Origin of the sequence: Moraxella sp. K127 (genome assembly GCF_015223095.1) — a bacterium.
GTDB lineage: Bacteria > Pseudomonadota > Gammaproteobacteria > Pseudomonadales > Moraxellaceae > Moraxella.
Window position 1 is genome coordinate 35,608 of the sequence record NZ_JADFBZ010000004.1, and the last position, 20,139, is coordinate 55,746.

Consider the following 20,139-nt stretch of genomic DNA (forward strand, 5'->3'; position numbering starts at 1 on the left):
TGCCTATATGAATGTGAATGTAGCAAAAATATGACTAACACCCAAATCTCCATGCCAACCACATGGCTAAACCGCCCCGTACCGTCCATCAAGCAAGACCGTATCGTTCAGCCGTCTGCGGTGGAGACCGAGCCGTCCACCGAATGCCCAAATTGCCATACGCTGACGACCAACACCAGCTTGATTTTTAATCAATACGTCTGCCCTGATTGCGACCACCATTTGACGATGTCGGCTCGCAAGCGGTTGGAGTGGTTTTTTGACAGCATCACAGGTGAGCTTGGGCAAAACTACCAAGCAGGCGACCCTTTGCATTTTACCGATTCCAAGCCCTATCCTTTGCGTATGAGCGAAGCCCAAAAAACCACAGGCGAGAGCGAGGCCTTGATTGTCATGAATGGCAAAATCAAGAACTTGGAGCTGATTGCTTGTGCGTTTGATTTTAAATTCATGGGCGGTTCTATGGGTTCGGTGGTGGGCGATAGGTTTGTCATGGCGGGCGAAAAAGCCCTTGCCGAGCGTAAACCGCTTGTCTGCTTTGCGTCTAGCGGTGGGGCGAGAATGCAAGAAGGCTTATTATCACTCATGCAAATGGCTCGCACGTCTGCGGTCATCGAACGTTTGCGTTTGGCTGGCGTGCCGTATATCGTGGTGCTAACCAACCCTGTCTATGGTGGGGTAACCGCAAGCCTTGCCATGCTGGGCGATGTGCATATCAGTGAGCCAAAGGCAATGATTGGCTTTGCAGGTAAACGTGTGATTGAGCAGACCGTGCGTGAAGTGCTTGATGAGCCGTTCCAACGTGCCGAATTTTTGCTAGACAAAGGTGCAGTGGATATGGTGGTACACCGCCATGAGCTTGTGGATACGGTGTATCGACTGCTTACCAAGATGATGAAATTGCCGAATGTGGGTTGATAAATCATGCTATAATACCAAAACTCTATAAAGGGGTTTTGGTATTTTTATTGAATAATACAAGGAAAATTTTATGCGTATTTTTATCATCATGATGTTATTTTTATCATCAATGGCTTATGCCAATATACCAAGTGATGAATCTATCAGAAGGCTTATGTCATTAACACAAATACAAGAAAAAACCACAGAGATTTTTGTTGATCATCTGATGTCTTTAAGCCACACAAATCTGATGATAAATATTGAAGAAACATATCCTGATATAACACTCTCACAATATGATGAGCTGACATTAGTCATTAAAAATCATGGCAAAAATATTGCCCATGATTTAAAGCATCATGAGCAATTTAAAGAGTTATTATCACAAAATTTAATGGCGATTTTTAAAGAGCATTATACCCAAGATGAAATCAATGCCATGATAGCATTTTATGAAACCCCTGTGGGTCAAAGTATTGTCAGTAAGCAATATACTTTTTATGATAAAATCAATAATGATGACATGAGCCAAATACTTCTTTCTTATTATCAAAGCTATCTATTTACACCAAAAGCACAAGATCATCATGATGCCACCCAAAAAGCCATAGAACGCATCATCAGAAAATAACTTTCACCAACTTTTTTTAAATCACCATGAATCATACAGCACTTCCCCAAACCATCTCCGAATGGCTCAATTATATGGGCAATATTCACGTCTCCGCCATTGATATGGGGCTTGACCGTGTGCTACCTGTTGCCCGAGCGTTGGGCATATTAAAAGACGACTTGCCACACCGCCCTTATGTGTTCACAGTCGCAGGCACCAATGGCAAAGGGTCGACTACCGCTCTCATCAGCGAGATTTGCACCCAAGCTGGCTACAAAACCGCCCTGTATCAATCGCCCCATTTAGTTAGTTTTAACGAACGCATTAAAATCAATGGGACAGATATTAATGATGAATTATTGATAAAAGCCTTTAACGCCTGTGAAAAAGCGCGCACGGACTGCCATGTCTCTTTATCATTTTTTGAAATGACGACATTATCGGCATTTTGGATTTTTAAAGAATTAAAGTGCGATGTTTGGGTATTGGAGATTGGCTTGGGTGGACGACTTGATGTGGTTAATATCATTAACCCTGATATTGGCGTGATTACTAATATCGGCATTGACCATATTGAGTGGCTGGGCGATGATAGAGAAAAAATCGGTTTTGAAAAAGCAGGGATTATCCGTGATGATATGCCCGTCATCTATGGCGAGCATGATATGCCAAATAGTGTATCTCAAATTATCCATGACAAAAACGCCAAATGCTATCATTATGACAAAGGCTTTATTTATCAAGCACATGATAAACATTGGACTTATGTCAATGGGGCGATAACATTAGATTTACCTAAGCCAAATATTGCCCTTATTAACGCTGTTAATGCCATCAGTGCGATATTGGCAAGTGAACTTGATATCAGCATGGATGATATCAAAAATGGATTAAGTCATGTTAAATTGGCAGGACGATTTGACAAAAGAATGATAAATAACAAACAATGGATTTTTGATGTGGGGCATAATACGCATGGCATACAGTTTTTAATGGATTTATTTGTCCCATTTTGGCAAAACATTAAAGACACCTGCCCAACTGCCAAATTGCATTTTGTCTTTTCTATGCTTGCCGATAAAGACATTGATGACGTGTTAGCATTTATTGGTGCGTTTGATTTGCCGATTTGTGCATGGCACATTGGCAAGATTGATAATGTGCGAGCCGTGACAGTGAACGAACTGCACACCAAAATCGCCACGCATTTACCAAACAGCACCGTTTATGCCCATGACAGCATTGCCCAAGCGGTGGCAAGTGTAGAGACACAGGCAGGTCATGATGATGTGATTTTGTGCTTTGGCTCGTTTCACACGATAGGCGAGAGCCTCATTGCACTAGGGCTGGCGAACGACCCACGCACTTTATAAGAAAATTGTAAAATCAGGATAAATCCGATTGGCTTTATTGTCTTTTATGGTAAAATAAAAACATTGCTAACAGACGTGATAAGACGATGATTTCAAAACAGTTATTATTAGGATTAAGTTTGGTTTTGGGCGGTGGTGTGATTTTATATGCCGTCAATCAAGGGCAAAGCGACACCGCCCAAAACGTACAAACTGCCGAGACCACCCCCCAAACAGACAACGTGGCGACCACTCCTGATGACGGTGTGGCTCGCCCGACCGTTGAGCCTTTGACCGTGGACATGACGACCGAGAGCAAGCTTTTGACCGCCAAACAGCAAGCCCGAGAAGCTCGCACGCTTGCCCAAGAAAAAGAAGCCATGGCACTCATCGAAGCCCAAGAAAAGGCCCAGCAACTGGCTCTTGACAAAGCGACCGCTGAACAAAAAGCCTTAGCCACAGCCACGCCTGCCGATACTTTGACGGTAGAGACACGCCCTGAGGCGATTGCTGTCGCCCAAGCACAAGCAGAACAAGAACGCTTAGAAAAACTTGCCAAAGAAAAAGAGCTAAAAGCCAAACAAGAACAACAAAAGCGTAAAAAAGATGAAAAAGCCAAAGCTGATAAGCTAAAAACCCAAAAAGAACAAGAAGAAAAAAAAGTTCAACAAGAAGAGAAAACCAAAACTGAAAAACAAAAAAAAGAACCAGCCAAAAAAGCCTATGATGAAACCCCACAAAAAACCAACAATGGACAGCATAAAGTGGTGCGTGGTGATGGCTTGATTAAACTGTCTCGTCAGTACGGCGTGCCTGTTTCTGCCCTTGCCCAAGCCAACAACATGGGAAGAGATGACCCTTTGCCACTCGGCAAAACCATCAAAATCCCATCAAAAGCACAAGTGGCACGCCTAGAGCGTGAAGCCAAAGAGCGTGAAGCCAAAGAGCGGGCTGCCGCCAATGCTGACAAACGCCTAAAAGAAGCCCGCCAAAGGGGCAGTGATGGCGACAGCAATGCTCGCTATGGCGTGCAAGTGTCACTGGCAAACAACCAAACCAAAGCCGATGAGCTTGCCAAAAAATACCGAGATGCTGGCTATACGGTCAGTACCAGTCAGACCAGTCGTGGCGTGCGAGTGTTGGTTGGATCAGAAAAAAACCAAGATGCCGCCGCCGCCTTGCGTGATAAAATCAAAAATGACAGTCGTGTGGATGGCAGTGGGGCATGGGTAAAACGTGTGCAGTAACTTCCTAAGATGATTTGATGATGAATCATTTGGTTGATTAGCCGTTACAATGATCGCATGACTGATGAAGTTGTGCGATTTTTTATGTAAATTAACAATTTTTTGATGATAATTGTGTTGGTTGTGTTATAATGTTAGGTATATGCCTAAAATTTGTAATAAATCTGTAACACTTGTAATAACCGTTTGTGATGGCTGATGGGTGTCATTTGGTGGTTGTGGGTGTGATGATAGAATTGGGTAAACTTTAATAGATGCTTTGTTGTTTGGTTTGGGTATTTTTATGATGTAGGGCGTGCCTACCTTTGGTATTTGCAATGAAAAATTGATAAAAGTGTTAAATTTTCATCGTATTTTGTGAAAATGTTATCAATGGTAGGCACGCCCTAATAAAAATATTTAAAGGAATGCAGTTAGAACCACAATAAGGTTGTCAGTCACTTCTGGTTAGGAGTATTTATGTCTCAAAATGCCACACCAGCCACAGGGCGTTATCGGGGTCTGATCATCTCGATGTCGCTTTTTATGGCATTGATTTTTATTCTGCTTGCGTTTACATTTTATGCCTCAAACGTGCTAGAACGTAACGCTATTTTGGAGGACGCCACACACTGGGTTGCCAACGACACGCAGTCGCTCATTAAAGACATTTTTGACATGCAGTTAAGTTATGGTGAGGACATCACATCTCCTCACATGAAAACGGTATTGTCTCGTCTGGATGAAACGTCAAAATCCATTGAATCAACCCTAAGTGCCATTGAGCATGCTGGCATCTATCATGACTCTCGTGGTGGAACTCACCAATTGCCAAAGCTAACGGATTCAGAGGCCGTCGCTCATTTGGAGATAGCACGTGAACAGTGGAACGCTCTAAAACCTAGGGTAGAGGCATATTTGGCGGTGGCAGGCGACATCACCGCAGATTCTAGTACGCAATTGCGTTTGGCAGGTGAGCAAGCCAAAATCTCATCTTTGGCGATGAATGATGCTTTGCATGAATTAACTTTTAGTGTAACACGTGCTGCTGAGACCCAAGCTGGCAATATTCGTATCATTCAGATCATTGGGGTGGGTGCGATTTTGGTGTACTTTGCTGTGTTTATTCTGATTGTATTAAGACGTCTACGTCAATCGGATGCCGAAACCGAAGCGGCACGTCAAGAGACCACAGAGATTATGCAGACGGTAAACACAGGTCTGTTCCTGCTTGACAGAGACCTAAACATCGGTCAGCAGCACTCAAAAGCTCTGACCGACATTATCGGTACTAAACGCTTAGGCGGTGAGAACTTAACCACCGTACTTCGCAATCGCATCTCTGATAAAGACCTTGATACCACACAAAAATTCATTGACCAGCTATATAACCCACGTGTTAAAGAGAAACTTGTGGACAGCTTGAACCCTTTGAATAAGGTCATGATTCAGCGCGAGGGTGAAAATGGCACAAATGAGAACCGCTATCTTGATTTTAAATTCTCTCGGGTATACGAAGGCAAAAGCATCGCCCGTATTTTGGTGAACGTCAATGACATCTCTGATGCGGTGCGTCTGGAACAACGTCTAGAACAAGAACGTGCCCAAAATGACATGCAGATTGAGATGCTGACCACCATTTTGAACGTAAATCCTACGGTTATTGGCGAATTCATTGACAATACGCACAAGCATATTGAAAAGATGAATAACACGCTAAAAAACCCAGGCAGCTCGCAATTTGAACTACAAAATAAAACCAAATCGCTATATCGTGAAATGCACAGCTTAAAAGGTGAGGCATCAGCATTAAAGTTGCACAGTTTTACCAAGATTGCATCAGAGGCAGAAAATAAACTGCACGCATTGCAAAACCAAGCAACACTCTCAGGTAATGACTTCTTGCCATTAACCGTACATTTGGATGAGTTATTGAGCTTATCTAATACCATTACTGGTCTGGGTGAGCGTATTAACACAGCAGCACGTAACATGATGAATCACGGACATCAAGAGGTTGGTGCTAAGACCCAAGAGGATTATCTAAGAAGTGAGACAACTCAGACAACAGAGCAGCAAGAAACTGTGAATGCCAAAGAAGAGTTGGGTGTGTATTTAGAGCAGTTTGCCCAAGACATCGCTGAGCGTCAGGGCAAACTTGTACAGCTAGATACCCAAGGACTGGAAGGTCAAAATATTCCTGCACGCCTAAAAACCGTAACCAAAGAATTGTCTGTTCAACTACTTCGTAACGCCATCGTGCATGGTATTGACTCACCCGCTGCTCGTGTTCAAAATGGAAAAGATGAGATAGGCACTGTCAAAGTGATGATAAAAACTCATGCAGGCGATGACAATAGCGACTTTATTTTTAGCATAGAGGATGATGGCAAAGGCATTGATTATGAGGCCATTCGTCAGCGTATCATAGCCAAAGGTACTTATACCGAAGATGAAGTGCACGCCTTTGAGAAGAGTCGCTTATTAAACATACTGTTTTCCTCAGGGTTTAGCACCAAAGACCAAGCCGATGAAGATGCAGGGCGAGGTGTGGGGTTAGACATTGTCAAAGACCGTGTCAAAGAGTTTGGTGGTAAGATTAATGTTCAAAGTGAAGAAGGTCAATTCTGTCGCTTTGTGATTAAACTACCCATGTGATTAATTTTAAATAGGGCGTGCCTGCCTTTGGTATTGCAATGAAAAATGAAAAATCATACGTTTTTCATGCAAGATGAATTAAAGTTGTTAAAGTTTCATCATATTTTATAAATAATGTTATCAAGGGTGGCACACCCTAGCCAAAAACCCGTAAGTGCTGTATCATTAACAGGCTTACGGGCGTTCTAATGGAGTTTATATGTATAAATTAATGGTTGTTGATGATTCAAACATCATCAGAAATCGTATTCAACGTGCTTACAATAACGAAAAATTCATGTTGGTTGCTACGGCATCCAATGGTGCGGACGCAGTTGAAAAGTTTCAGCTACACAGACCTGATGTTGTGACCATGGATTTGACCATGCCACAGATGGATGGTTTGGAGTGTATTGAGAAGTTGGTTGCTTTGGATGATGGGGTGCGTATTTTGGTGGTCTCAGCACTCTCTGATAAAGCCACAGGCATTCAAGCACTGTCGCTAGGTGCCAGTGGTTTTCTGTGTAAGCCATTTTCTGATGAAGAGTTGATTGCAGCACTTGATGAGCTTATGCATGATTGATTGGTATTCGGCGGATAATGTCCGTCGATGGTTTGTAACTTTAAAAAGTCGATAGACTTTTTGTTTGCTTTACTTGAACATTTAAGGGTTTTTCTATTGCTTGGTATAGAACCATCTGTTTATACCAATACCATGAAGTTTAGACGTATTTTAAATACTGTTTAGATGGCTGGGCTAATAGGCATAACATTAAAATAAGGTATGGCACTAACACATTGAGAAGTATTTATGAAAGCAGAAAAATTAAACGTTTTTATCAGCTCGGTTATGGCATTTTTTGACCAAGTTGGCGAAAAATTAACCGAGGTAGACACCCCTTATCTAAACAGCAATGCCACACCGCTTGCCTATGATTACAGTGGCATCATTACCATCACAGGTCCTTTGACTGGCTGTGTGTATGTGAGTGCAGAGACCCCACTGCTTCGTGACCTACTTATCACGTTGGGTGAGCCTGAGAACTCATTGGCATTACTAAAAGACCTTATCGGTGAGGTTGCAAATACTGTATCGGGTAACGCACGCACAGAGTTCGGCTCGGATTTTATCATCTCGCCACCTAAGATTGTTGATGGGGCACCAAGCGTAAACTTTTTGCCCAAAGACAAACGCACCTACGTCATTCCTTTTCACTGGCGTGAGCATGATGGCGTGATTGGTATTTGTGTTGGTTATAGCAATTAATTCATTGCCTTTATCATGAATCCGCCCACTCAGCAAATAACTTTTAAAAGTGTGTTGCAAGTGGGCGGATTTTGTTGTCAGATATATCAATCTGTGCTATAATGAATGGCTTTTTTAAGCATTTTACTTTAACTTTAATGACACACACGAATTAAAGTCCTAAATATACTTTTTGCAGGACTTGCTTTTGGCTTGTCGGGGTGTTTGTTTTATTCAAGGTTTTTATGGACTTTATAAGACAAATTCGGCAAGGCTCATTCGTGGAGGCATAACCCAAACTTTAAGGACACATCATGTCAAATCCTACTCAAATCGCCATGCGTGACTTGTTAGAAGCTGGCGCTCACTTCGGTCACCAAACCCGCTACTGGAACCCTAAGATGAACCAATACATCTTTGGTGCACGTAACGGCATTCATATCATCAATCTTGAACACACTGTTAAGCAATTCAACGAAGCCCTAACTTTTGCTAACCAACAAGCTGCTAACCGTAACAAAATTCTATTTGTTGGCACCAAGCGTGCCGCAGGTCAAGCCATCCGTGAGCAAGCACAACGTGCGGGCATGCCATATATCGACCATCGCTGGTTGGGTGGTACATTGACCAACTGGAAAACCATTCGCCAATCCATCACTCGTCTAAAAGAGTTAGAAAAGCAAGCCGAAGATGGCACCTTTGCCAAGCTAACCAAGCGTGAAGCCCTAGAGCGTACTCGTGACATGGAAAAATTAGAGCGTGCTTTGGGTGGTATCAAAGACATGAATGGTCTGCCTGATGCGATTTTTGTGATTGACGTTGATCATGAAGCCATTGCCATCAAAGAAGCCAAAAACCTAGGCATTCCTGTGATTGGCGTGGTTGATACCAACTCAAACCCTGATAACGTAGATTATGTCATCGCAGCCAATGACGATGCCATTCGTGCCGTTACTCTATATGCCACTGCCATGGCTGATGCCATCATCGCTGGTAAAGAATATGCCAAAACCCAAGGTAAGGGCGATGAGTTGGACCCTGAAAAACAAGCCAATCGTAATAATGCCACCGCCGATGTTGAAGATAAAGTTGACCAAGCAGGTCAAGTGGTAAACAATTATTGATTTTGTTACTGGGCTTTGCTGTTCATTTTAAGCCCAGCATGTGATTGTTGTCATGTGCTAATATAGGATAAAATGAGGAGCATTGCCCAATCAATAATTTGCTGTGTATGCAAGTTATTGTATTTAATTCAATCATCACCAAACAAAAGGTAAGAAACCATGTCTCAAATATCTGCAAAAACTGTAAAAGAACTCCGTGACCGTACTGGTCTTGGTATGATGGAATGTAAAAAAGCCCTAGAAGAAGCTGGTGGCGATATTGAGCTTGCCATTGATAATCTACGTAAATCAGGTCAGGCCAAAGCTGCCAAAAAAGCAGGAAATATTGCTGCTGACGGTACCATTATTATCACTCAAAATGCCGATAAAGCATTATTACTAGAAGTAAACTGCCAAACTGATTTTGTTGCCAAAGATGAAAATTTCACCGCATTTGCCAACAAAGTCGCTGAGCTTGCCCTAGCAAACAACACCACGGATGTAGCAACCATCTCTGCACTATCTTATGAAGATGGCGTGAGCGTAGAAGAAGCTCGTGTTGCCTTAGTACAAAAAATCGGTGAGAACGTACAAGTTCGCCGTGCCGAAGTCATCGAAGGTGCCAACCTAGCCGCTTACCGTCATGGTCTGCGTATCGGTGTGGTTGTGTCTATGGATGGTGGTTCGTCAGAACTTGGTAAGTCTGTTGCCATGCAAGTGGCTGCCTTTAATCCATTGGCGGTAAACGAAGAGAGCGTGCCTGCTGACATCCTAGCTCGTGAAAAGGACATTATTGAAGCCAAGGCCAAAGAATCTGGTAAGCCTGAGACGGTCATTGAGAAGATGATCACTGGCGGTATCCAAAAGTACCTAAACGAAGTTACTTTGGTCAACCAGCCTTATGTCATTGACAACGACAAAAAAGTTGGCGATGTCCTAAAAGCCGAAAACGCCACTGTCATCAGCTTCAAACGCCTAGAAGTTGGCGAAGGCATTGAGAAAAAGCAAGAAGACTTCGCTGCTGAAGTTGCTGCCGCTCAAGCTGCCGCCCAAGGTTAATCACTCTTTGATGATAAAAAACGCACTATTCGGTGCGTTTTTTATTGTAAAAAATTTGGGAAATTTGTCAAAAACAGAGTACAATAGAGATTATTTATCGGAGATTTTTATGTTTAACAAAAACGAATTTATTCAGCTACTGCTTGATTATGGCGTTTTAAAATTTGGCGAATTTACCCTAAAATCAGGGCGTGTTAGTCCCTATTTTTTTAATGCAGGGCTACTGTCAAGCGGTAAGGCGTTGGATATGCTCTCAAATGGCTATGCCGATATTTTGGCAAAACAGTTGGGCGATAATCCCACGATTTTTGGGGCGGCATATAAGGGCATTCCGTTTGTGGCGACCACGGCTCAGACCTTGTGGCGTTCGCATGGCATTGATACCGCTTGGGGCTATAACCGCAAAGAAGCCAAAACGCATGGCGAAGGGGGCAACCTTGTCGGAGCGGACTTGTCGGGCAAATCGGTGTGGGTGATTGACGATGTCATGACCGCAGGGACGGCTGTGCGTGAAGTGGTTGAGATTTTAAAGGGTGCAGGGGCGAGCCTTGCAGGGATTGTCATCGCCCTTGACCGCAAAGAGCGTGGGCAGGACGAGCGTTCGGCGGTTCAGCAGATTAAAGATGATTTTGGCGTGCCTGTGTTTGCCTTGGTGGATATTGATGATATTATTGGCTTTTTGCAAGATAAAGGCGAGACTGAGCATTTGGCAAAAATGCAAGCCTACCGTGAGCAATATGGCGTATAGGGGGTGTTATGGCAGTGGTTGAGAGAACGTTTGTGATTGATGAAAGCATTGCCAAGCAGTTGGACGAACTTGTGCTTTTTGATGAGCAATCAGAGTTTGTTAGCGAAGTGCTTGCCAAACAAATTTATCAAATCAACAAGGAAAAACTGCTTAAAAAAATGCAAACGCTACGCCAATCCGCTAACGCACCTGACGGCATTTCTACCACAGATATGATTTATCAGTTGCGACAAGGTGGACAGGTGTGAAATCTCATTTTGCTGATAGTGTGGTGATTGATGCCAATGTTTTTGTCAAACTGCTACACGCTGAACACGACAGTCCGCTGGCTTTTGACCTTTTGGATTATTGCATTGCTCACGATATTTTAATCGTTGCTCCGACACTTTTTGATTATGAAGTTATCTCGGTTTGTGTGCGATTGCACATTGAGTTAAATGAGATATTGGCGTTGCTGGCGGATTATCGGGCGACCAATTTGGTGTTACAAGTGCCTGACTTTGACGACTGGCAACTGGCGACCAAAATTTGCCAAGACGGCAATACCAAAAGTGGCTATCCGTCCATGTATGACAGCATTTATCAAGCAATGGCAATCAATCGCAACATCACGTTTGTGAGTGCCGACACTCGCCACATCGCCAAAGCCAACAAGCATGGCAATGTCTGTGCGTTGACGGAGTGGCGTGGTATTTTTAAACATTTTTAACCATTTTTTAAACTGGAAAATCTAATGAAAAAACTCAACTTTCTTATCGTCATGGACGATATTGCCACCATTAACTACAAAAAAGACACCTCCCTTGCGATGATGTGGGCGATAGCCGAGCGTGGGCATGGCTTGGCGTATTGTGGCATTCATGATTTGTGGCTTGACAAGGGCGAGCTGTGTGTGGATAAGCAGGACGTGGAAGTCTTTAAAAATCCTGATGATTTTTATCAACTTAGCCAAAAAACAACCGTCAAAGCCACAGAATTTGACGTGATTTTGATGCGTAAAGACCCGCCTTTTGACATGAATTTTTTATACGCTCTGCACCTGTTAGAATACGCCAAGCGTGCAGGCGTGTTGGTGGCAAATGACCCAAGTTCGGTGCGTGCGTGTAATGAAAAGCTCTTTGCCACGCAGTTTAGCGAGCTGATGAGTCCGACCATTGTTACTGCTAGGCAGTTGCACATTCGTTCATTTATCAATGAGCATAAAGATGTGATTGTCAAACCGCTTGACGGCATGGGCGGTATGGGGATTTTTCGTTTGACGGCAGACAGCCCAAACATCGGTTCAACTTTGGAGATGCTGACCCAACTGGGAACCTTGCCTATTATGGCTCAAAAATACCTGCCCGAGATTAAAGACGGCGATAAGCGAGTGCTAATTGTTGGCGGTAAAGTCGTACCATTTTGTTTGACTCGTATCCCACAAGGGGGCGAGACTCGGGGTAATCTGGCGGCGGGCGGTCGTGGTGTTGCCATGCCACTGACAGACGCCGAACGAGCCGTTGCCGAAAAAGTCGCCCCCGTGTTGGTGGAAAAAGGCTTGTATTTTGTGGGGCTTGACCTAATAGGAGCAAAAATTACCGAGATTAACGTAACATCGCCAACGTGCGTGCGTGAGATTGATGAACAATGTGGCACAACCATTGCAGTGGATTTTATTGAGTTTATTGAAGGTTTGGTAAAATAAAGGGTATTGTTAATTGACTAACCCTTTGGGTGGATTTGTAGGGGCAAATTGCAATTTCATGAGATAAATATATCATTTTGGGTGTTTTAAAAAATAAGACGGTCTGTCCGTCTTATCTTGGCATAATTTCATTAAATTATCATAAGCCGTTCACAAAACCGTCATAAAAACCCCTTATCCTATGCGTACTTTGATAACCTTTGGAGTACGCCATGCCATTGCACAGCAACACCGACCTAGACCACGATGACGAAATCATCGAAGACTCAAATCCCACCGACAACCCCGAATTTGCCAATATGCTCATCAAAAGACGCTCCATTTTAAAGGGCGGAGCAGGGCTGATGACCGCAAGTTTCTTTGGTTCATTGCCCCTTATGGGCTGTGCCACAGGGGCAAGCAGTGCAAAAATGACAACCAATGCAGGCAAATCCCTAAAACGCCCAACCGCCCTAAAATTCACCGCCGTCCCCCACTACACAGGGGGCGACATGATTGTGGCGGACGGCTATCATGCCGAGCTGATTTTGCCCATGGGTACGCCCATTGTGAGCGGACTTGGCGAGTGGACGGACGACCGCATGGTGGTGGGCGAATCTTTTAAATACCGCATGGGCGACAACCATGACGGTATGTGGTTTTTTGGCTTAAAAAACGGCAGTTACGCCCCCGATGTGTCCGAGCGGGGACTGCTTGCCATGAACCACGAATACACCAATTCAAACCTAAATCCCATTGAAAATTACTCCGACCAAGACGACACCGCCCCCAAGATTTTTCAAAAAAGACGACTTGCCAATGACGTTCGCCGTGAGATTCACGCTCATGGCGTGTCGGTGGTGGAAATCAAACGCACGCCCACAGGCTATGAGCTCATCAAGGATTCACCCTTTAACAAACGCTACACCAGTGGCACGCCAACCCGACTGTCGGGCGTGGCAAAGGGCAGTGAATTTGTCAAAACACGCCTTGACCCACAAGGCTTATCAAGCGTGGGTATCAACAACCAATGTGGGGCGGGGCTTTCGCCTTGGGGGACGTATTTGACGACCGAAGAGAATTTTTTGAACGTGTTCGCTCGTGGGGCGGATAAGGGTATCATCGGCGACAAAAACGACAAACGCCTTGCCCGATATGGCTTAAAAGAAGACACGATAGGCGACCCTGCGTACAGTTGGCACACGCCAAAAGACGGGCAGGCAGGCGAGTTTGACCATTGGGATATCACCGCCAAGGCAGGCAAAACCGCCACGGACGATTATCGCCACACCTTTAACACTTTTGGCTATATTACCGAGATTGACCCCTTTAATCCAAAAGCCAAAGCAGTCAAACGCACAAGTTTGGGGCGGTTTGCTCATGAAAACTGTGCCTTTGCCCCACCAAACGAAGGCGAACCGCTTGTGTTTTATATGGGCGATGACGCTCGGGGCGAGTACATTTATAAATTTGTCTCCGATGCCAAATGGACAAATGCCGATGTGGGCGGTGGGCTTGCGGTGGGCGATAAATATCTGGATAAAGGCACGCTGTTTGTGGCGGTGTTTCACGATGACGGCACGGGCGAATGGCGTGAGCTGTCTAAGAAAAATCCCATGCTTGCCGACTTTGAGAGCGATGCCGAGATTGCTGTGTTTGCTCGTATGGCAGGCGATAGGGTGGGGGCGACCAAAATGGACAGACCTGAATGGGTGTCGGTAAGTCCCATAACTCGTGAGATTTATGTAACTTTGACCAACAATTCTAAGCGTAAAGAAGAAGACGTGAACGGAGCCAACCCCAGAAGCTATGACGGCAAGGGCAATCAGCACGGGCATATCATTCGCTTTGCCGAGACGGCAGGGGGCGTGGGCGATAAGTTTGTCTGGGACATTTATCTGTTTGCGTCCCCGCATGACAAACACGAGCAAAACCTATCAGGCTTGACCGCCGAGAATGACCTATCATCCCCTGACGGGCTGTTTTTTGACCCCCGTGGCGTGCTGTGGATTCAGACCGATGACGGAGCGTACACCAAAACGACCAACTGTATGCTACTGGCAAGTCTGCCCAACCACATCGGAGACGGGGCAACTCTTTCCACAACCACAGGTAAAACCACCCACATGGGGGCAAAAGCCACGCCCGACACGCTAAAACGCTTTTTTGTCGGGCCAAAAGGGTGCGAAGTAACAGGCATTACCATGACTCCTGATTGCAAGGCGTTGTTTATCAACATTCAGCACCCCGAAGGCACGTTTGGGGCGGTGGCAGGGGGCAAAACCCCACGTTCTGGCACGGTGGTGATTACCAAAAAAGACGGTGGCGTGATTTTGGCGGAGTCGTTGGACGGGTAGGGTGTTTAACATAAACAAAAAAGGGGGTGTTTTTGCATTCCCTTTTTGGCAATGGGTAATTTTTCCAATTTTCCAATTTTCCAATTTTCCAATCCGCCCAATCCGCCCAATTTTTCAAATGTATTATAAAATGTCCAAGTCAGGCTGCTTTAACCTTTCATATGTTTTTGAATAATCTTGATGAAGAATAAAGCCTTATTTTTTATGGGGATTTTTTTGATTAAAAACTCATCAATGTTACAAAAATCTTGTTAAATATGGCTGGATTTTTAAAAAATTGATTGGCATGGGTCAATTTTTGGGGTAAAATTAGCCGTTTTTTTACGTCTGTAAAAATTTGTAAAGAGATTGCCATTTCGGTCAATCAGTTTTTTAACTCGGAGTTGATAGCTTAATCAAATCTCAAACACGCCCGCTAACAGATTTTATCTGCCAAAAGTACGTTTGATAACAGTATTAGCACCCCCAACGCCTTTTCTCTGTTTTGCGTTTACGGTTTTACGCACGCTTTTTGGAGGACTCTACGTTGAGTACACCTGTTACTACCCAAGCTGCAAAATTGCGGCGAAATCTTGGTCTATGGCACGTCATCATCATTGGTTTGGCTTATATTCAGCCGATGACTTTGCTTGATACTTTTGGTATGGTCTCCCGTGATAGTGGTGGACACGTGCCGATGTCTTATCTTTTTGCACTATTCGCCATTTTGCTCACGTCAATCAGCTATGGGCATATGATTCGTGCCTATCCGTCATCAGGTTCAGCTTACACTTATACACAAAGAGCGATTAACCCGTCTATGGGCTTTATGGTCGGCTGGTCAAGCTGGCTGGATTATCTGCTCTCGCCGATGGTAAACATTATCCTTGCCGTGCTGTATCTTGAAGCCCTATTCCCTGCGGTGAACCACTGGGTGTGGGTGATTGGTCTGACGGGGCTGATGACTCTGGTTAATATCTTTGGTTCAAAAACCGTTGCCTACTTTAACAGTTGGATTGTGGCGGTGCAACTGCTTGTGATTGCCGTCTTTACCTATCTGATTTATAGCAAATTGCAAATGGCACAATACGCCGCCAACACCAACCCAGAAGACATCTATGAGCTGTGGAGCTTAAAGCCGTTTTGGAGTGAGATGACTTCGGTGGGAGCTTTGATTACAGGTGCGACCATTTTGTGTTTCTCGTTTACAGGTTTTGACTCGATTTCTAGCCTTGCCGAAGAGACCAAAGACGTCAAAAATACCCTGCCAAAAGCGATGATTTTGACTACCCTAATCGCAGGTGCGGTGTTTGTTGTTAGTGCTTACTTCATGCAAACTTATTTGCCAAGTAACCCTGAGCTGTACTTTGAGGCGGTGGACGAAACCCAAGCCGAAATCCTGCTATTGGTGGGCGGTTCAGCGTTCCAAGCGATTGTGTTAGGCTTTGCTATTGTAACGGTGATGGCGTCTGGTATCTCGGCTCACGCTGGTGTGTCTCGTCTTATGTATGTGATGGGTCGTGATGGCGTGATTAGCAACAAAATCTTCGGTCAGCTAAGCCCCAAATTCTTGACCCCTGTCAATAACATTCTGATTGCTGGCGGTGTGGCTTTGACCGCAGGCTTTATTAGTTTGGAGACGGTGGTAAACCTAATCAGCTTTGGTGCATTGACGGCATTTAGCTTTGTAAACCTATCGGTCATTTTCCGCTATGCGGTGCGTGATAAGATGGTTAATACACCCAAACAAATCATCAGCTATGTCGTGGTGCCTGTGATTGGCTTTATCAGTATTTTCTTGATGTGGCTAGAAGTGGACAGCACAACCTTTGGTGTGGGTCTGTTCTGGGCGTTCTTGGGCTTTATCTGGCTTGGTATCAAGACAGGTGGCTTCAAAAAGCCTGTACCACAATACAAAGAAGAAGATGTATAATTCTTTGGTTAATTATAAAAATCCCGTCTTATGGCGGGATTTTTTGTGGGATAAATTCAAATAACCAATATTAAAAAGGGCAAATAAACCTAAAACCAACTGCCGTCCGTACTCATGTCTGCACATTTGCCGTTGTCTGAGAGCTTATTTTTGATGAGTGCTAATATCGGTTGCCATTGTCCTTTGGCGTCTTGGTAGGGCTTTTGTGTTTTGTCAAAGATGGTCAGTGCGTCATCAGCAAGCTGAGCGTAGGCACTTTTCTCACTGATATAAGCCAAAGGGCGTTGCCCTATCTCATCAAATATCGCCAACAGTTTGTCGCTTGGTATGCCCCCATCCATGAGCTGTGGACGTATGCGGTTGGCGATGAGATGAACATCCACTTTGCCTTTTCTGATTCGCTTGATGTCGGCGATATTTTTTAAAAATCGCTTGGTACTGTCTATGTCAAAAAAGGACGGCAACACTGGCACAAACATTAAATCACACTCGCCAATAAGCCGTTCGGCACGCTCGCCTGCCACTGCCCCTGGGGCGTCGATGATGAGAACATCGGGCTTAGCTTTGTTTATCTTTTTGGGCAAATCGCCAATGTCGTCACTGTCTCGCCAGTCAATGCCCATAATGGGCGTGACATCATCGGGGCGATATTTTAAAAAACGCAAGGCAGATTTTTGGGGGTCAGCGTCTGCAATGGCGACCCGATAGCCTTCATGAGCCAAGGCGACAGCAAGGGTCAGACTGATTGATGTCTTGCCACAGCCCCCTTTTTGGTTGGCGGTGAGAATGGTGAGCATGCATTAATCCTTAATTGTCGTGTGGTTATTGGTGATGAATGATTGTACCGAAAATTAGGGGTAAATGCAATGCAATAATAAGGTAATAAATCCAATGACATCACACCAAAGGCGGTGTCAATGGCTTAATCAGCTTGGGGGTAATGGCAGGGGTTTGCTCATCGCTAGCGGGAGCGATGTCCGTCTCGTCATCTGTCTGTGGCAATGACTTGACCGCAATGTCTTGGTTGGTGTCTTTGTCGGTATTTTTGACAGCATCTTTGGTAATGTCTTGGGCGTAAAGTTTTGGTAAGTCCAGCATTTGCACAACAAAGGCATATTTTAAGGTGTCTCTGTCGCCCAGATAACGCTGATAAAAGCTGGAATTTAACAGCCCTGCCCCACCTTGCCCCAATGCCCAAATACTTGCCAAAAAATCTCGGGTCGCCATGGTGCTGTTCTGTTCGGACAGATACCGCTCGGCAATTTCATAAATGCGTTTCATGCGTTCACGGCGAATCTTATACAACTCACCGAACAGGCGGTTTAGCCCTGACGCGGTCGATGACAATTTGTCTTCTAGGTGGTGAAACATCATCGCTCGCTGTGGACGCAAAAGCAGTTGTAGCACCATGCGAGCCACGCCTGCCCCCGCCCCATCATCAATGGCATTCATCTCATACAGGCGTTTTTCGTACTCTATGAGCAGTCGTAACAGTAGCTCATCCTTACTCACAAAATGCTTGTACAACGTCCCCTTTGCCAAATCCAAATGGCGTGCCAAACTGTCCAAGGTCAAATCATAATCGCCTGATTCTAATAACAACTGTTCAGCAGTCGCCAAAATCTGCCGTTCTCGGTGCTCAAACTGTTCTTTACGACTGCTCATGTCTTTATTCCCTGAGTGGGCAAAAAATGTAAAATCTTCTCAATTATAACAAAATTTTAAACATTGTGAAATATTTTAAAACCATCCATCCTGCCACACACCATTCATTCCCAAAATTTTGATAAAAAATTATTAAAAAACAATCACTTCTTATGGCTTAACAAATGTTCATTTTTAATAAATTTTTGTGCATGGGCGTTCACATCCTTGATAAATTCATGTATAATAGTGCACCAAAACAGGCAACACAGGAAAACACCATGACTGCCAAACACAACCCCCAAGATTTTGAAAATCCCCCCATCAACTGGGTGCCTGCTGTTTTTCTCATCAGCACGCCCTTGCTCGCCTTGATTTTGGTGCCGTGGTATCTGTGGACACATGACACCAGCCCTGCTCTGTGGATTGCCTTTTCGCTGTTTATGGCATGGACGGGGCTGTCCATCACCGCAGGCTACCACCGCTTATTTGCCCATAAGTCCTATGAAGCTCACCCCGTTGTCAAATATTTTTTGCTCATCGGGGCGACCTTGGCGGTACAAAGCTCTGCCTTTGACTGGTGTTCGGGACACCGTGTCCATCACCGCCATGTCGATGATGAATATGATGACCCCTACTCGGCACGTCGTGGTTTTTGGTTTAGCCACATGCAGTGGATGTTAAAAAAATACCCGAGCGGTCAATACGACTATAAAAACATCCCCGACCTAAAAAAAGACAAGGTACTGGTACACCAACATGAGCATTATGGACTGTGGGTACTGCTGACCAATGTCATCATCCTAAGTGCTGTCGGGCTTATCATTGGCGACATGCTTGGGGCATTTATCATCGTGGGGCTACTGCGTATGGTGCTGACCCATCATTTTACCTTTTTTATCAACTCGTTGTGCCACATGTTCGGCACACGCCCTTATACCGATGAAAACACCGCCCGTGACAACCCGATTTTGGCGATTTTTACTTGGGGCGAAGGCTATCACAACTACCATCATTATTTCCAATACGACTATCGTAACGGAGTCAAATGGTGGCAATACGACCCAACCAAATGGCTCATCGCCGGCTTATCCAAAATCGGTCTTGCCAAAGAGCTAAAAACCGTCGATGACCTAACCATCAAACATGCCGAAGTCACCATGCAGTTTAAACGTGCAGAAGCTCGCATTGCAGGTGGGGATTTGTCATTAGATGATAAGCTCATGATGTTTAAAGATAAAATCACTGCCGAATACGACGCCTTTACCAATACCGTGGAAGAATGGCACGCCCTAAAAGCCAAATCCATGGAGCTAAAACGCACCGAATTTGCCAACCGCTTACATGAAGCCGATGAATACCTAAAAGAACAGTTCGCCCAAGTGGAACAAAAAATCCGTGACCACAGTGAACGTGTAGAGCAAGCCTTTATGCAATTAAAAGGTAAAGCTATTAAGGGCTGATTAGGCAGATTAACCCATTAGGAGAGTAAATTTAGGTTTACTCTCTTTTTTAAGAGTTTAATTTTTAAAAATTATCGGAGAGCAGAGAGTACGCCCTAAATTATTATTTGCCATCACTTAAAAATAAGGGTATAATACCAAAATTCCCATTGTGCCGATGTTGCGATAATGTTTGTTGGGTTATCTCTCATCATTTCTGGAATGGGGCTGGTG

General features: G+C 44.5%; 18 protein-coding genes. 16 read left to right on the forward strand and 2 right to left on the reverse strand.

Going from position 1 to position 20,139, the window contains the following annotated elements:
* Positions 1-30: 30 nt before the first annotated feature.
* The 15 genes from accD to IM753_RS01620 all read left to right on the forward strand — a co-directional run bounded on the left by accD (position 31) and on the right by IM753_RS01620 (position 16,819).
* Complete coding sequence (gene accD, locus IM753_RS01550; protein ID WP_194108503.1) at positions 31-918, forward strand: acetyl-CoA carboxylase, carboxyltransferase subunit beta; 888 nt, start codon at positions 31-33, stop codon at positions 916-918.
* Between the two features lie 73 nt (positions 919-991).
* Positions 992-1,534 (forward strand): DUF2059 domain-containing protein, encoded by a 543-nt coding sequence (locus tag IM753_RS01555; RefSeq protein WP_065255667.1) that lies wholly within the window; start codon positions 992-994, stop codon positions 1,532-1,534.
* 26 nt (positions 1,535-1,560) lie between these two features.
* The gene (gene folC, locus IM753_RS01560) at positions 1,561-2,889 is read left to right on the forward strand and encodes a bifunctional tetrahydrofolate synthase/dihydrofolate synthase (RefSeq protein ID WP_194108504.1); all 1,329 of its coding nucleotides are present in this window, start codon (positions 1,561-1,563) and stop codon (positions 2,887-2,889) included.
* Between the two features lie 86 nt (positions 2,890-2,975).
* On the forward strand, positions 2,976-4,115 hold the full coding sequence (locus IM753_RS01565; protein WP_194108506.1) for a LysM peptidoglycan-binding domain-containing protein: 1,140 nt from the start codon (positions 2,976-2,978) through the stop codon (positions 4,113-4,115).
* Positions 4,116-4,574: 459 nt separating this feature from the next.
* Positions 4,575-6,752, forward strand: a complete 2,178-nt coding sequence (locus IM753_RS01570; RefSeq protein ID WP_194108507.1) for an ATP-binding protein — start codon at positions 4,575-4,577, stop codon at positions 6,750-6,752.
* A gap of 199 nt (positions 6,753-6,951) precedes the next feature.
* Positions 6,952-7,314, forward strand: a complete 363-nt coding sequence (locus tag IM753_RS01575) for a response regulator (protein WP_194108508.1) — start codon at positions 6,952-6,954, stop codon at positions 7,312-7,314.
* 228 nt (positions 7,315-7,542) lie between these two features.
* Entirely contained in the window at positions 7,543-7,998 is a 456-nt protein-coding gene (locus IM753_RS01580; protein WP_194108510.1) for a chemotaxis protein CheX, read from the forward strand.
* Between the two features lie 293 nt (positions 7,999-8,291).
* Positions 8,292-9,101 (forward strand): 30S ribosomal protein S2, encoded by an 810-nt coding sequence (rpsB, locus tag IM753_RS01585; protein ID WP_194108511.1) that lies wholly within the window; start codon positions 8,292-8,294, stop codon positions 9,099-9,101.
* 159 nt (positions 9,102-9,260) lie between these two features.
* Positions 9,261-10,139: a translation elongation factor Ts gene (gene tsf / locus IM753_RS01590; protein WP_194108513.1), complete on the forward strand. Its 879-nt coding sequence runs from the start codon at positions 9,261-9,263 to the stop codon at positions 10,137-10,139.
* A 109-nt stretch (positions 10,140-10,248) separates the two neighbouring features.
* Complete coding sequence (gene pyrE / locus IM753_RS01595) at positions 10,249-10,887, forward strand: orotate phosphoribosyltransferase (protein ID WP_065255679.1); 639 nt, start codon at positions 10,249-10,251, stop codon at positions 10,885-10,887.
* 8 nt (positions 10,888-10,895) lie between these two features.
* A complete protein-coding gene (locus IM753_RS01600; protein ID WP_065255661.1) occupies positions 10,896-11,135 on the forward strand; it encodes a hypothetical protein in 240 nt (79 codons plus the stop codon).
* Positions 11,132-11,596 carry a type II toxin-antitoxin system VapC family toxin gene (locus IM753_RS01605; RefSeq protein ID WP_065255660.1) on the forward strand — a complete coding sequence of 155 codons (465 nt, stop codon included), beginning with the start codon at positions 11,132-11,134 and terminating at the stop codon, positions 11,594-11,596. Before IM753_RS01600 ends, IM753_RS01605 begins: the two co-directional genes overlap by 4 nt.
* A gap of 24 nt (positions 11,597-11,620) precedes the next feature.
* Entirely contained in the window at positions 11,621-12,571 is a 951-nt protein-coding gene (gene gshB / locus IM753_RS01610; protein ID WP_194108515.1) for a glutathione synthase, read from the forward strand.
* A gap of 212 nt (positions 12,572-12,783) precedes the next feature.
* A complete protein-coding gene (locus IM753_RS01615; RefSeq protein WP_194108516.1) occupies positions 12,784-14,907 on the forward strand; it encodes a PhoX family phosphatase in 2,124 nt (707 codons plus the stop codon).
* Positions 14,908-15,433: 526 nt separating this feature from the next.
* Positions 15,434-16,819, forward strand: coding sequence for an APC family permease (locus tag IM753_RS01620; RefSeq protein ID WP_065255657.1), 1,386 nt, complete (start codon positions 15,434-15,436; stop codon positions 16,817-16,819).
* A gap of 89 nt (positions 16,820-16,908) precedes the next feature.
* On the opposite strand, the gene IM753_RS01625 is transcribed toward IM753_RS01620, so the two are convergent.
* A complete protein-coding gene (locus tag IM753_RS01625; protein ID WP_194108518.1) occupies positions 16,909-17,616 on the reverse strand; it encodes a ParA family protein in 708 nt (235 codons plus the stop codon).
* 100 nt (positions 17,617-17,716) lie between these two features.
* A complete protein-coding gene (locus IM753_RS01630; RefSeq protein WP_065255655.1) occupies positions 17,717-18,484 on the reverse strand; it encodes a TetR/AcrR family transcriptional regulator in 768 nt (255 codons plus the stop codon).
* Between the two features lie 260 nt (positions 18,485-18,744).
* On the opposite strand from IM753_RS01630, the gene IM753_RS01635 reads away from it, so the two are divergent.
* Positions 18,745-19,926 carry a fatty acid desaturase gene (locus IM753_RS01635; protein ID WP_194108529.1) on the forward strand — a complete coding sequence of 394 codons (1,182 nt, stop codon included), beginning with the start codon at positions 18,745-18,747 and terminating at the stop codon, positions 19,924-19,926.
* The last annotated feature ends 213 nt before the right edge of the window (positions 19,927-20,139 follow it).